11 protein-coding genes are annotated in these 14,116 nt (G+C 37.0%); 4 read left to right on the top strand and 7 right to left on the bottom strand.

Annotated features, from left to right (window positions below; all coding sequences use genetic code 11):
- Positions 1-346: 346 nt before the first annotated feature.
- Both ACIQZ6_RS09660 and ACIQZ6_RS09665 read right to left on the bottom strand, forming a co-directional pair.
- Positions 347-811: a rhodanese-like domain-containing protein gene (locus tag ACIQZ6_RS09660; RefSeq protein ID WP_395810542.1), complete on the bottom strand. Its 465-nt coding sequence runs from the start codon at positions 809-811 to the stop codon at positions 347-349.
- A 64-nt stretch (positions 812-875) separates the two neighbouring features.
- Positions 876-1,463, bottom strand: a complete 588-nt coding sequence (locus tag ACIQZ6_RS09665) for a TlpA family protein disulfide reductase (protein ID WP_395810544.1) — start codon at positions 1,461-1,463, stop codon at positions 876-878.
- Between the two features lie 309 nt (positions 1,464-1,772).
- Here ACIQZ6_RS09665 and ACIQZ6_RS09670 point away from each other — a divergent pair, with 309 nt between their 5' ends.
- Positions 1,773-2,063 (top strand): hypothetical protein, encoded by a 291-nt coding sequence (locus ACIQZ6_RS09670; RefSeq protein WP_395810546.1) that lies wholly within the window; start codon positions 1,773-1,775, stop codon positions 2,061-2,063.
- An 8-nt stretch (positions 2,064-2,071) separates the two neighbouring features.
- On the opposite strand, the gene ACIQZ6_RS09675 is transcribed toward ACIQZ6_RS09670, so the two are convergent.
- From ACIQZ6_RS09675 to ACIQZ6_RS09695, 5 genes are read right to left on the bottom strand one after another with little or no spacing between them, the layout of a single operon-like run.
- Positions 2,072-2,932: an N-acetylglucosamine kinase gene (locus tag ACIQZ6_RS09675; RefSeq protein WP_395810547.1), complete on the bottom strand. Its 861-nt coding sequence runs from the start codon at positions 2,930-2,932 to the stop codon at positions 2,072-2,074.
- Positions 2,933-2,964: 32 nt separating this feature from the next.
- Positions 2,965-4,278, bottom strand: coding sequence for a TolC family protein (locus ACIQZ6_RS09680; protein ID WP_395810549.1), 1,314 nt, complete (start codon positions 4,276-4,278; stop codon positions 2,965-2,967).
- A gap of 45 nt (positions 4,279-4,323) precedes the next feature.
- A complete protein-coding gene (locus tag ACIQZ6_RS09685) occupies positions 4,324-7,434 on the bottom strand; it encodes an efflux RND transporter permease subunit (RefSeq protein ID WP_395810551.1) in 3,111 nt (1,036 codons plus the stop codon).
- Positions 7,435-7,485: 51 nt separating this feature from the next.
- Positions 7,486-8,556 carry an efflux RND transporter periplasmic adaptor subunit gene (locus ACIQZ6_RS09690; protein WP_395810553.1) on the bottom strand — a complete coding sequence of 357 codons (1,071 nt, stop codon included), beginning with the start codon at positions 8,554-8,556 and terminating at the stop codon, positions 7,486-7,488.
- A gap of 4 nt (positions 8,557-8,560) precedes the next feature.
- Complete coding sequence (locus tag ACIQZ6_RS09695) at positions 8,561-9,028, bottom strand: MarR family winged helix-turn-helix transcriptional regulator (RefSeq protein WP_395810555.1); 468 nt, start codon at positions 9,026-9,028, stop codon at positions 8,561-8,563.
- A gap of 170 nt (positions 9,029-9,198) precedes the next feature.
- Here ACIQZ6_RS09695 and ACIQZ6_RS09700 point away from each other — a divergent pair, with 170 nt between their 5' ends.
- The 3 genes from ACIQZ6_RS09700 to ACIQZ6_RS09710 form a co-directional block, all read left to right on the top strand.
- Positions 9,199-10,971, top strand: a complete 1,773-nt coding sequence (locus ACIQZ6_RS09700) for a M61 family metallopeptidase (RefSeq protein WP_395810557.1) — start codon at positions 9,199-9,201, stop codon at positions 10,969-10,971.
- Between the two features lie 357 nt (positions 10,972-11,328).
- Complete coding sequence (locus ACIQZ6_RS09705; RefSeq protein WP_395810559.1) at positions 11,329-13,095, top strand: AMP-dependent synthetase/ligase; 1,767 nt, start codon at positions 11,329-11,331, stop codon at positions 13,093-13,095.
- On the top strand, positions 13,088-14,116 hold a 1,029-nt coding region (locus ACIQZ6_RS09710; RefSeq protein WP_395810561.1), incomplete at its 3' end, for a gamma-glutamyltransferase family protein. The genes ACIQZ6_RS09705 and ACIQZ6_RS09710, both read left to right, overlap by 8 nt.

The following is a 14,116-nucleotide window of genomic DNA, read 5'->3' on the forward strand; positions in this document are numbered from 1 at the left end:
AGGTCGTTTGTCTCGCAGAGACAAATTAAGGGTCTTTATTTATTTAGAAGAGTTATCTCGCAGAGACGCAGAGACGCAAAGTAATGACGGAAACGAAATTTCATACTAATTGAAAACCCTTCGCGTCTTTGCGAGAGTCATTTTTTACCTATGCCCAGAACTAATTTGTTCTAATAACTACAAAGGTCCCTCAGCTGCTGAAGGGCAGCTTTCGGGATGACATCGCTTTTGGATTGAAAATTATTTTTTTTGGCGCTATGCACCTGTCATCCCGAACAGAGTGAAGGAAATAGCTGCTATCCCTAAACAAATCTTTTTATCCATGTTCAGAATTGCTTCGATCTAATTATTTAGGCTCCACCGGATAGCCCTTAGCAATCCAGTTTTGTTTTAGGTTAGTTGGCAAGTTTAGTAGTTTACCATTACTAAAGCCCATTGCTTTCATAAGGTTAAATGCAGGGCGAATATTTGGGCATTTTTCAAACGGGCAGCAGCCACAATACACCACTACCTGAGTATTTTTTGGCAGATTAGATAGTGCAGTTTTGAATTTCTCAAGGTTTGCTTGTTCACTTGCACCACCCATGTTTTTGGCACCCTTTATATTATCTACAACTCCGATATTATAAATTTGAGTTTGTTTAGCCTTTGCATTAGTAAGGATAGCAGCTAAGTCTGATGGTTCGATCAAGTCTTTTTGCGTCCAGGTATCTCTTTTATCAAGTGATTGTTTTGTGTTTATACTTGTTTGGGCATTACAGATTGAAGTTATGCTAACACTTAATAGAATTATAAGTAGGATTTTTTTCATCTTTTTAATTGTTTTATGTCAAAAATAATCAAATTTTATTGAAGCAACTTAGCGCTATCTCAAATCAGCGGCTTAGCGTATTCAGTAAATTGATCATTTCTGTAGTATTGTAATTTGCCATTCCTGTATGGTGAAAAACTACATTTCCGTTTGGTCCAATAATAACTGTAGTGGGTAGGGTTCCATTAAAAATTTGTTCCGGAATTGGTGAAACACTAGCATAAACCTGGAGGTTAAATGAGTTTTTCTTCATGAATTTAACTGAAGCATCCATTTTATTGTCAACATCAACCATAATAAAGCTAATCTTGTCTTTGTTCGCTACTTTAGATGCTAATTTATTTATCGAAGGCATTTCTGCTCTACATGGAGGACACCAGCTTGCCCAGAAGTTAATGAAGTATACTTTTCCTTTGTTCTCTGATAAATTCAGCAGTTCACCATCTTCTTTTCTGAAAGTCATTCCAGTTGGTGCCAATCTGTTAAGATCGGATTTTTTAGTTTCGGTGCTTACTTCAGCATTAAATAATCCAGTAATCATAAATCCTCTGATTAGTAATGTTCTGGCATCTGCGTTAAAGAAGACAATCGCAGTGATGATTATAAAAATCACATTTCCGATATTCGATCTGATGTATTCTACTATTTTCATGAGTCAATTCATTAATTATTGGCACAAGTTACGAACATGAATTTAGGCCCTTTGTAACATGAGTTGCATAGGAGTTTATTTTTTGAATTTATGTTCAAGATATTGAGTTTAGCATACACTTTTTAGTAATTAAGGGTATCCTAAAATTCATAAGTCATTAGTTTGCAATTTTTTATTTATTAAAACCCCTGATTGCTTCCAAAAGCAGTATTTAAAAAATACTGTGCCTTTTGTGACTTTTATCACCTTTTTCTTAGCGTTTCTGTCTTAATTTTCGAATACAATTAGTTGAAGCTTATAGCTCTAATTATGATAAAAAGTAAAATTTCTGCAATAAAAACTTGGATCAAAACAATGCGGTTTGAATTAATAAAGTCGCATGTTTTGAATAATAATGCAGTGAAAATCAATTATTACTTTTTAGGCAACTTTGGTATTTATGAAGAAATATCCACCAATGGAAAAAATGTCGATAAACTTAGATTTATATCATGGAATCAATGGGGTATTGATTTCGAAGTCCAGTCTTTAAAGCAGCTTTGCGATGCTTATGAGGATTCTATAAACTACAATCCTGAATTATCAGTATCCTTGAATTGAATTTAAGATTATCTGATTATTTCTGCTCCATTTTTTAAAATAAACAATGAAAGCTCATCTATTGGATGTTTTAGAATTTTGCCAACTTTAATTCCCTGTTCTTGACATAGCTGTTTTAATATCTCAGAAAAATGAAAGGCTATTGAACCAATAAAATGGCAGTTATGCTTAGTATAATCTGGGTACGATTTAATATTGGTATCAATAAATTCAGTAAATCCTTTTTTTATTAATGCATTGATATAAGGGTGATCTACATGTTCATTCATAAACGGTGAAAAAGACGCCAGATAGAAATTAGGAGAAGGTTCTTGATAAATGCGTTTGATAATCATCTCCTTTTCAATCGAGTATTTAGTATAAAACTCTTCGGCAAGTTCAGCAGGCATTGTTCCATACAAATATCCGGTGATCAATTGCCGGCCAAAATAGGTTCCTGACCCTTCGTCGCCTAAAATATAGCCAAGGCCGTGTTTGCTTTCATGAATTCTTTTTCCATCAAAATATGAAATGTTTGAGCCGGTTCCTAATATGCAGCAAATTCCGTCAGATGTTCCTGTTGTAGCGTAAATGCAGGCTATGATATCTATGTCAACGCTAATAAAAGCATTTTTAAATATTTTGGATAGAGCGTTTGAGATATGTTCGCGCCGATCCGGACTCGAGCAGCCTGCTCCAAAAAAATAAATTTCCTTTACCTGATCTGTATAAGGTTGTATTTCAGGTGTGTTTTGAAATATCTTGATAATCTCTTTTTCAGATAGGAAAAATGGATTTATCCCACTTGTTCTGAAAGAAATGTTCTGATGTTCTGATACTGTTAAAATCCAATCGGCCTTGCTCGAGCCGCTATCTGCAACTAATAACATTGATAATTATATTTTTCTGTAGTATTGGTTTGTTATTGAAGATTTAACTTTCCCGAAAGTTGCATCAGCGCAATTTCTGCTAATTTTGCCTCAAATTGAGAATTTGTAAATCTGGCATTAGCATCAATATAATTGCGTTGAGCTTCTCTGAATTCAAGTGGCGCAACACTACCAAGCCTGAATTTTTCAAGAGTAATGTCCATATTTTGCTTTGCTACCTCTAAGTTTTCTTGTTCTAATTTTACAAGTTCTAGATTTGTTTGATAGGTTTGATATAAGGAAGTAATCTGTGAAGTAATATTTTGGGTTATTTTGTCAAATTGAAGTTTGCTGTTCTCTATCTGTAGAAATGCATTTTTTTCATTTCTCTTTTGCAGGTATCCATTAAAGATGTTTATTGAAGCAGTTAATCCATAATTAAACCCTCTACCGTTTGAAGTTCGTGCAAATCCGAGCTCTGAGTTTGCCTTGTTGATATTATAGCCTGAGTTGATATTTATATTGGGGTATCTGTTTGCTTTAACTTCTTTCAAATTGATTTCTGCAATTCGACGGTTTATTAATGCAGACTGCAGGGTTGGATTTAATTGGGATGCAGAAGCTTGTAATTCATTCAAAAGCAAGATGTTGCCAATAATTATTGTATCAGACACGATAAATTCTGTTGATATTTCTCTAGCTAACAATTCATTCAGTCTGATCTTGGTACTACGATAAACATCAATTTGACGGAGCAGGTTGGTGGTATCTGTGTTAAGATCGACCGATGCTGCAAGTACTTCAAGTTTAGCGGCCTTTCCGATCTTGAACCTGCTATTTGAATTTTTAAGCCTCAATCTTGAAATATCCAGTGCTCCAGTTAATGCGTTAATTAGCTTTTGTTGTGACACTAGATCATAATAGTTGTTGATTACATCGGCAATAGTGTTTTGAATAGTGAGTTTCAAATTTGCTTCACCCAATTGTTCCAGTTCTTTGAGCCTATCGTATCTAGCAAACATTTCAAAACCATCAAATACCTGCCAGTTAACTACGGGGCCATATACAAGATTTGAATTTTTTGCACCGTTTCTTTCCTGTGTTTGACCACTTGAAAGTGTTTGTTTAGTATTTGAAACGGTATTATTTGTGCTAAAGTTTCCTGTTACTATAGGAAGCATTCCTGCATTGGCACGGCTTACGTTATTTTTTGCTTGCTCAACGTCATTCTTGTTTAGCTTAATATCAAAATTGTTTTCAAGAGCCTGTTGCACAGCTTGTTCCAGACTCAATTTTTCCTGTGCCTGTAAATTTCCTGCCAGTAATAGAATTAGGAATAGGTATCGTGTAAAAGTTTGTTTGTTCATATACATTATAACATGCGTTTTCCCGTTTAATTCGGTAGCGATATCTTAAACTTTAAGTAAATCCTTCTCATCGTGCTGTGGAGTTTTAATTCCGGTCATCTCTGGCATTTCTTTATGCTTTCTTGACCACATGGAATAGATAGCCGGGATAACATAGAGTGTTAAAATCAAAGAGAATAAAGTTCCACCTATAATAACAATTCCCATACTCATTCGGCTTTTTGCTGCTGCACCCAATGCCATAGCAATAGGCAATGCACCTAGGGCAATTGCTAAACTAGTCATTAAGATTGGCCTTAGTCGGGCTACAGAGGCCTCCACAATTGCTTCTGCAATTGGCTTACCCTGTTCTTTCAATTGATTCGCGAATTCTACAATTAGAATTCCATTTTTGGTTACCAGTCCAATGAGCATGATCGTTCCTATCTGACTGAATATATTCCAGGTTTGCCCGAAAATCCAAAGTGATAAAAATGCACCTGCAACGGCCATTGGAACGGTTAGAATGATGATAAAAGGGTCAATAAAACTTTCGAATTGCGCTGCTAATATCAAATAAACCAAAAGAAGAGCTAACCCAAATGCAAACAGTGTATTCGAAGAACTTTCTCGGAAATCTCTTGATTCGCCACCTAGATCTGTAGTAAATGTATCATCGAGTACTTTTGCAGCTACTCTATCCATCGCATCAATCCCATCACCAATACTTTTTCCTGGTGCTAGTCCCGCTGATACTGAAGCCGACATGAATCGGTTATTATGGTATAACTGAGGTGGTGTACTTGTTTCCTGGACGGCCACCAGATTGTCGAGCTGTATGAGTTCTCCTTTATTATTTCTTACAAAAATCGAAGTTAGGTCTAATGGGTCATTTCGGTCAATACGGTCATACTGCCCAATTACCTGGTATTGTCTCCCATTCATTTGAAAATAGGCAAATCGCTGTCCGCTGAGTGCAAATTGCAGGGTCTGAGCAACATCAAGAACAGAAACTCCCAGATTTCTCGCTTTTTCACGGTTAATGGTTACATTAATTTCTGGTTTATTGAATTTCAAGTTTGCATCAGTTGCAGTAAATGTTGGGTCTTTGCTAATTTCATCCATGAATAATGGAAGCTTTTCACGTAATTTTTCAAAATTTGGGGCCTGAATAATGTAATTTACAGGTAAACCACCACGTCTAGATACTGAAATTGTGGGCTGCTGAATAGCAAATACCCGGCCATCTGTATATGGTTTTGTGATTTTAGTTAGACGTTCTGCAATCTGTGCTTGTGTAGCCTTTCTTTCGGTGGGTTCACTTAATCGAATTCTTAAGAAACCTGTATTTGCTGCGCCCGAACCGCTAAATCCTGGTGAAGTAACAGTTAGGTTGAATTCCTTTTCTGGAATAGAATCTTCGATTAACTTAGTTAGCTTTAAGATAAAGTCATCTGTATAATCATAAGAAGAGCCTTCGGGTGTAGTAACTTGTAAGCTTACTGCTGTTCTGTCGTCGTATGGCGCTGTTTCTTTTTGCAAAATGTTCCAGAAAAGACCGATAAGCGCAATACATACAATAATGATTGGAAATGCAACCCATCTTTTTTTCATGAAACTGGTAAGCGACTCTGAGTAACCAGTTGTCATATTCACGAAATAAGGTTCCGACCAATTATAGAATTTGGTTTTCTTTTTATTTGCCTTCATCATGTAGGCATTCAACATTGGGGTTAATGATAGGGATACAAATGCTGAAATTAACACGGCCGCACCAATCACTACTCCAAATTCCCTAAAGAGCCGACCTACAAATCCTTCAAGGAATATAACCGGTAAGAAAACTGCTGCAAGGGTTACCGAAATGGAGATAACGGCAAAGAAGATTTCGTTTGAACCTTTAATTGCAGCCTCTATCGGACTGTATCCTTCTTCTAGTTTTTTGAATATATTTTCAGTTACCACGATACCATCATCTACCACCAAGCCAGTAGCCAGAACAATTGCAAGTAGTGTTAGTACATTAATGGAAAAACCAAAAAGGTACATAATAAAAAAGGTAGATATCAATGAAACTGGAATATCAATTAGTGGCCTGAAGGCGATACTCCAATCGCGGAAAAACAAAAAGATGATAAGAATAACCAGTATAAGCGAGATTAAAATAGTTTCTGCAACCTCCGTTACCGAGCGCTTGATAAAAACAGTTGTATCGATAGCAATATCAGTTCTGTAGTCTGCAGGGAGCTCTTTTTTAATTTGCTCATACCGTTTATAAAATTCGTTTGAGATTTCAAGATAATTAGCACCAGGCTGCGGAATTAGACCCATTCCAATCATAGGTGTTCCAGATGAGCGAAGCATCGTTTCTTCATTTTCAGGCCCTAGCACTGCCGTTCCTATATCTCTGAGTCTGATTGTATTGTCTCCTGTGCTTTGTATGATCAGATTATTGAACTGTTCTTCATTTGTCAGATTGCCTAGTGTTTTTACAGATAATTCTGTAGAATTTCCGGTAATCTTACCAGAGGGAAGTTCCACATTCTCACGGTCAAGAGCATTTTTAACATCTAATGCTGTAAGGCGGTATGAGGCAAGTTTTGCAGGGTCAATCCAAATCCTCATGGCAAAGCGTTTTTGCCCCCAAATTTGAATCCCACTCACGCCTGGAATAGTTTGTAAGCGTTGAGCGATCACATTCTCAGCGTAGTCGCTTAATTCTAATTGATTCCTTTTATCACTTTGCAGCGTCATTGATAAGATAGCCTCAGAATTTGCATCTGCTTTTGACACCACAGGGAGCCCGTCAATGTCTTTAGGTAAAGACCGTACTGCCTGTGAAACTTTATCTCTTACATCGTTTGCAGCTTCTTCAAGCTCTTTATCTAGATTGAACTCAATATTGATGTTACTGGTACCCTGGTTACTAGAAGATGAGATGTTTTTTATTCCTTCAATACTATTTACCGCCTTTTCAAGTGGTTCAGTAATCTGTGATTCTATGATATCTGAGTTTGCACCCGGATAGCTGGTACGTACAGATACAATAGGAGGATCAATGGAAGGAAATTCTCTGACACCTAAAAAATTAAACCCGATAATACCGAAAAGAACCAACAATAGGTTCATTACGATTGCTAATACAGGTCTTTTTATACTGGTGGTTGATAAACTCATTGTGCAATTGTATTTAATTTAAACTGATAATCCGGATCCTGATATGATGTGTTATTGGTTGACAACGTTAACAGTAACAGGTACATCTTTTTTCAAAGACATAATTCCGGTTGTCAAAACAGTATCGCCCACCTTTAGCCCCGAGGTTATTAAAACAGATTTTTCAGTTCTTGTTCCGGTTTCAACCATCACCTCTGTAGCTATTCCATTTGAACTAATAAAAACTTTTTTGCCCATAAGTACAGGAATGATAGATTCTGTAGGAATTAAAATAGCATCATTCACATTCATTAACGGCAAATCAATTTTTGCAAATGAACCGGGTAGTAAATCGCCTTTTGAATTTGATGCTGTTGCTTTTAGTTGCAAGGTACGGGTTGATATGTCAATACCCGGCTCAATGGCATATATGAGCCCCTTGTATACATTCTTTGAGCCAGATACAGTAAAGGAAATTTGCGTATTCATTTTGATTGATCCAGCATATTTTTCTGGGATCGAGAACGTAATTTTAACGGGGTCTGTACTCACTAAACGTGCAATAGTACTAGAAGGTGTAATGTATTCGCCTGCAGAAATACTTCTTAAACCTATTTTCCCGCTAAATGGAGCACGAATTTGCGTTTTTGATAGTTGAGCACGAATGAGCTGGGTTTGTGATTGCAATGACTTTAGTTCTGCCAATGCAACATCATACTCCTCCTTACTAATCGCTTCCTTTTGTAACAGCATGCCCGCTCTATATTCAGTTTCCTGAGCTAATTTTTGTTTAGTTAGTGCCTGTGATAATTGGGCTTGAAGCTCCAAATCATTGATCTTTATTAATACTTTACCCTTACCTACCGAAGTGCCTTCTGTAAAATTAATTGCGGTTACAAGTCCAGAAATTTCACTCCGGATATCAACCTGCTCATTGGCTTCGATTGACCCGGCAATTGAAAGTGAATTAGAAAAATTCTCGGTTTTTGTAATTATGCCATTTACACTGAGCACAGCTGCTGGCCCGCCCGGTTTACGACCACCCATACTCGCTTTCTGAGCTTTATTTTTATTAAAGCGGTATGCAATTGCTCCACCAACAAGAGTCACAATGATTATATATACGATGTATTTTACTTTCATATAATTAGTTATAGTTTTTTAAAATAGTATGTGGCTTTTTAATTTCTTTAGGTTCAATTTTGATCAGGTTATCCTGAATTATACTCAAAACCTCATTGAAAATTTGTTTTTTAGACTCACTTATATTTTGAAGTGATTTATTATTTAATTCTTGAATAGCCTCTTTAATAACAGGGATATCTTTTTGAGCTTTGGCTGTCAATCTGATCAACTGCTCTCTGCGGTCGTATGGATTTTTTTCTCGAAGTATATAGCCTTTTTCTTCTAGGTAATCTAGAATATTGACCATGTATGATTTATCGATATGTAAAATTTCGGCAAGCGCCTTCTGAGAAAGATTCTCATCATGAAAATCAATTAATACCAGAACATAATGATATCGGTCTATTGATAGCTGATTAACCATTTTTGAAAGGGCATTCAGATATTTCTTAGAGGCTGATAATAGCGGATTAGCGAGAGGTTCTTGCATAATTAGTATACAAATCTATTTTTATACCTGGTAATTAGTTGAATGTAGCAACTATTTTACAGCCTGCTGTTTACTTAACCATTGAAAAATCCATTAAAAAGTTATTTTTGGCCCAACCAATTATTAATCCGATTATGAAATATCTGATATCATTTTTTTTGATTGCAATTATGACTACTTCAATAAGTGCCCAGAATAAAATCACGTATGAAATATCTTTTTCAGAACCTCAGACACATTATGTGGATGTTGCCATGCAAATTTCAGGCTTAAATGGTGAATTTCTCGACTTAAAAATGCCAGTTTGGACACCTGGTTCTTATCTAATCAGAGAATTTAGTAAAAATGTAGAGTCTTTTGAGGCGTTTAATACCGCAGGTGCATCTTTAAAGGCCCAGAAAGTAAATAAAAATACCTGGAGGATAGCAACCCAAAAGCAGGGTAGTATCAAGATAAGTTACCGCGTTTATGCGTTTGAACTATCTGTCCGAACTAGTTTTGTAGATGAATCACATGCTTTTTTATCTCCAACGGGAATTTTCATGTATCCTGAAGGGCAGCTGAATTCAGCATCAACTATCACCATTCAACCCTATAAAAATTGGACAAAAATATCTACCGGTCTTGAAATGGTAGCATCAAAGGTTAATACCTTTAATGCCCCAGATTTTGATGTACTGTATGACTCTCCTTTTGAAATTGGTAATCAGGATATCTTTGAGTTTGACGCAGCCGGAGTAAAACATGAGGTTGCGATGTACGGAGGCGGCAATTATGATAAAGACATTCTGAAAAGAGATATGGCAAAAATTGTTGTGGAGCAAACCAAAACATTTGGTGTTAACCCAAACAAAAGGTATGTGTTCATTGTCCATAATTTAAACTCAGGTGGTGGAGGTTTGGAGCATCTAAATTCTACGGTTTTAGGCGCTAGTCGCAATTCCTATGCTACAGAGGCAGGCCGCTTAAGATTTCTAAGCCTTGTTTCGCATGAGTATTTTCACCTTTGGAATGTGAAGCGGCTCAGGCCAATTGCATTAGGCCCATTCAATTATAACGAAGAAAATTACACAAGGAATTTATGGATTGCCGAGGGGTTCACTTCATATTACCAGGGTATTTATACTCAAAGAGCCGGATTGCAAAGCCCTGAGAGTTTTGTTATGAATTTGGCAAACACGATCAGTCAGGTTGAGAATCAGCCAGGTAATCGTGTAGATCCTGTTAGTCAGGCAAGTTTTGATGCTTGGATCAAGCAATATCGCCCAAATGAGAATTCAGCTAATTCAACCATTTCCTATTATAGTAAAGGTTCCCTAATTGCCTTGATCATGGACCTAGAAATTATTCATTCTACCGCTGGTAAATCGGGGCTTGATGAGGTAATGAAGGCAATGTATGACAAGTATTTTGTTAAAAAAGCTAGAGGTTATACCGATGCAGAATTTAAAGCGATGGTAGAAAAAATAGCCGGAAAATCTTTTGATTCAATGTATGCAGATTATATTAATGGAGTTAAAACCATCGACTATAATACCTATTTAAATTATGCTGGCCTAGCACTGATTGATGATGCTGCCTCTGTAAATGATGCATATTTGGGAGCGGCAACTTCGCTAAAAGATGGAAAGATTATAATTAGCAAGGTTTCTCGTGAAAGTCCTGCGTGGCTAGCAGGATTAAATGTGAATGATGAAATTCTATCTATGAATGATCAGCAGATCAATAAGGATTCTGATCCTAGATTATCTGAAGTGGATAAGTTTATTGCCAATAAGCGTGTTGGTGATCAGGTAAAAGTTCTAGTTAACCGTGATACTCAGATGCTGAATATCGATGTGGTGCTTGTTAGAAATCCAAATCATAAATTCAGAATTGCGCCTCTTGAAGCTACTACACCAGCTCAAGTGGCTGTAATGAAGCGATGGTTAAAAATTAACTAACAAAAAAGCAGCCGAAGGCTAATTTTTATTTAGTTGTTTCTGGCAGATTTAATGGAGCTCCGTTTATTTTATAATCCAAGCCAAGAACTCAGTCAGCACTCAAAAATAAATCGCCAGCACCATTTCTATGTTTATAGAGGAACCGATACTCGTACCGTTCCCCTAATACCAAAAAAGCTCAGTGGCTCCTGCTAATGGTTTGTGAAGCTCATCAAGTGCTGTAAAAATAAAACGCGTTCATTTTTTTTGATTCCTTATCCTAAGGATGAAAAATCATGAAACTAAATTTAATCTTATTTGAAGAGCCCTTAATTTTTAGCTAATTTGCTAAATTATCAGAATAAAATAAGTGTATTTATGGCAGAAATAACTCGGGTTTTTGATCTTATACAACTTTCTGTTGAAAAGTATCAGAAGGATGATATGGTGGCAGCCAAGCAGAATGGGCATTGGGAAAAGTATTCGACTGAGCGATTTGTAGGTTTAGTAAACCAAGTGAGCACTGGGCTAATAGCCTCAGGCATCAAGAAGGATGATAAAATTGCGATCATGTCGCCCAACCGGCCAGAATGGAATATTTGCGATTTTGGAATTATGCAGATTGGTGCAACCCAGGTACCCATGTACCCTACACTCGCCGAGAATGATATTAAATTTATTTTGAAAGATGCTGAAGTCAAAATTGTATTTGTTTCTGATAGTATACTGTATGAAAAACTGAACAACATTAGGAAAAACGAACAACTTGATTTAAAGATTTATAGTTTTGATCAGATTGAAGGCGTGCCCTATTGGATGGAACTGTCTGAAATTGCAGATCGCTCCGAACCAATTGACCTTCAAATTTATCGCGATCGTATTCTTCCTACTGATCTTTTGACTTTAATTTATACTTCAGGCACAACCGGAACACCTAAAGGAGTGATGCTTACCCATGACAACCTGGTGAGTAATTGCATTGCATCTTCAGTGATGTATCCCAAAAACTTTTCTAAAGCCTTAAGCTTTTTGCCTCTTTCTCATATTTTTGAGCGGATGGTTTTTTATATGTATTTCTACCTGGGCATATCTATATACTATGCTCAAAGTATGGATACCATAGCTGCAGACCTTGCTGAAGTGAAACCTCATGGTTTTACAACAGTTCCGCGACTGCTTGAAAAGGTTTACGATCGGATTGTTGCCAAAGGGGCAGGTTTAACAGGAATTAAAAGACAATTGTTCTTTTGGGCACTTAATCTGGGGCTCAAATACGAGATGGATGGGAAAAATGGATTTTTCTATGCCGTTCAGCTTAAGATTGCGAATAAAATTATATTTAATAAATGGCGTGAGGCTTTAGGTGGACAAATCATGGCCATTGTATCTGGTGGAGCTGCCCTGCAACCCAGGCTTGCACGTGTTTTTTGGGCAGCAAATATGCCGGTTTTAGAAGGGTATGGATTGACTGAAACATCGCCAGTTATAGCCGTAAACGGACTTGAACCTGGTGATGCAAAATTTACAACCGTAGGTAAAGTGATCAAAGATGTAGTGGTTAAAATTGCTGATGATGGAGAAATATTATGTAAGGGTCCAAATGTAATGAAGGGTTATTACAACCGTCCTGATTTAAGCGATGAAGTGATTGACAAGGAGGGCTTTTTCCATACCGGAGATATTGGTGAGCTTTTGGAAGGCAAATATTTACGTATTACGGATCGCAAAAAGGAAATATTTAAAACTGCCGGAGGAAAGTACATAGCCCCACAGGTTCTTGAAAATAAATTTAAAGAATCGCCTTATATTGAGCAAGTGATTGTAATCGGTGAAAATGAACGTTTCCCAGCTGCATTAATATTGCCCTCATTTCCAGCATTATCGGCTTGGTGTGGCAGATCAGCTATTCCATATACAACGAATGAAGAAATGATCAAAGACCAAAGGGTTATAGATAAGATACAATCTGTGATTGATAATTTTAATAAGGATTTCGGAAATTGGGAGCAGGTTAAAAAGTTTGAATTACTGAGTAATGAATGGAGTATTGATGGCGGTGAACTAACCCCAAAACTAAGTTTAAGAAGAAAAATGATTTTACAAAAATATAAGTCACAAATTGATAATATATATATAAATGCATAAAAATATAAAGATCAGAGCTGCCTTAATCATGCTGGTTATTTTTAGTCTGGCTCTATTTTTTTCAGGCTGTATTGGTGGGCAGATAGGGAAAAACGCTAGCAGCCAATATAAAAACGGAATGGTAGTTTCTGCTCACCCTTCTGCATCTAAAGTAGGCCTTGATATTTTAAAAAAAGGTGGAAATGCTGTAGATGCGGCAGTTGCTGTGCAGTTTGCACTCGCAGTTGTTTATCCTGATGCCGGAAATATTGGCGGAGGTGGATTTATGGTGTATCGGTCGGCTGCTGGAGAACTAGCAACACTTGATTTTAGAGAGAAAGCACCGGGAAATGCAAGCCGTGATATGTACCTGGATTCAGCGGGTAATGCGATAACAGAAAAAAGTATTTTTGGCCATTTAGCTGCCGGAGTTCCTGGAAGCGTAGATGGAATGGTAAAGGCTCATGCCCGTTTTGGAAAATTGAGCTGGGCCGAAGTTGTACAGCCTGCACTGGATCTTGCTAAAAATGGATTCCCCATCACAGAAAGTCAGGCCAAAGAATTTGCAGAAATGCAGGTGTCGCTAAAAAAGTATAATCCTGGGAAAACATATTTTATTAAGGATAAGTGGGCCAAAGGAGATATTTGGATCCAGGATGACCTTGCCAAAACTCTTCAATTGATTAGAGATAAAGGCCGGGAAGGCTTTTATGCTGGCCAAGTGGCTGATCAAATTGTTTCTGAAATGCTTGCCGGCGGAGGCTTGATTAGTAAAGAAGATCTGAAAAATTATCAGGCTCAATGGCGCCAACCGCTAGTTGGAAATTACAAGCAATATAAAGTAATAACCATGCCTCCACCTTCTAGCGGTGGAATCGCACTTTTGCAACTTTTAAGTTCTGTAGAGGAATACCCACTCAAACGTTATGGATTTAATTCTGACTCAAGCATGCAGGTAATGATCGAGGCTGAGAGAAGAGTCTATGCTGATAGAGCTACTCATCTTGGCGATCCTGATTTTTACAAGGTGCCGCAAAAATAT

The organism is Daejeonella sp. (assembly GCF_044348475.1).
GTDB lineage: Bacteria > Bacteroidota > Bacteroidia > Sphingobacteriales > Sphingobacteriaceae > Daejeonella.

What these genes read in the sequence shown, in the direction of transcription:
- ACIQZ6_RS09660 (WP_395810542.1), bottom strand. Translation starts at nt 811, where the DNA reads ATGAAAAAAATCCTACTTATAATTCTATTAAGTGTTAGCATAACTTCA.
- ACIQZ6_RS09665 (WP_395810544.1), bottom strand. Translation starts at nt 1,463, where the DNA reads ATGAAAATAGTAGAATACATCAGATCGAATATCGGAAATGTGATTTTT.
- ACIQZ6_RS09670 (WP_395810546.1), top strand. Translation starts at nt 1,773, where the DNA reads ATGATAAAAAGTAAAATTTCTGCAATAAAAACTTGGATCAAAACAATG.
- ACIQZ6_RS09675 (WP_395810547.1), bottom strand. Translation starts at nt 2,932, where the DNA reads ATGTTATTAGTTGCAGATAGCGGCTCGAGCAAGGCCGATTGGATTTTA.
- ACIQZ6_RS09680 (WP_395810549.1), bottom strand. Translation starts at nt 4,278, where the DNA reads ATGAACAAACAAACTTTTACACGATACCTATTCCTAATTCTATTACTG.
- ACIQZ6_RS09685 (WP_395810551.1), bottom strand. Translation starts at nt 7,434, where the DNA reads ATGAGTTTATCAACCACCAGTATAAAAAGACCTGTATTAGCAATCGTA.
- ACIQZ6_RS09690 (WP_395810553.1), bottom strand. Translation starts at nt 8,556, where the DNA reads ATGAAAGTAAAATACATCGTATATATAATCATTGTGACTCTTGTTGGT.
- ACIQZ6_RS09695 (WP_395810555.1), bottom strand. Translation starts at nt 9,028, where the DNA reads ATGCAAGAACCTCTCGCTAATCCGCTATTATCAGCCTCTAAGAAATAT.
- ACIQZ6_RS09700 (WP_395810557.1), top strand. Translation starts at nt 9,199, where the DNA reads ATGACTACTTCAATAAGTGCCCAGAATAAAATCACGTATGAAATATCT.
- ACIQZ6_RS09705 (WP_395810559.1), top strand. Translation starts at nt 11,329, where the DNA reads ATGGCAGAAATAACTCGGGTTTTTGATCTTATACAACTTTCTGTTGAA.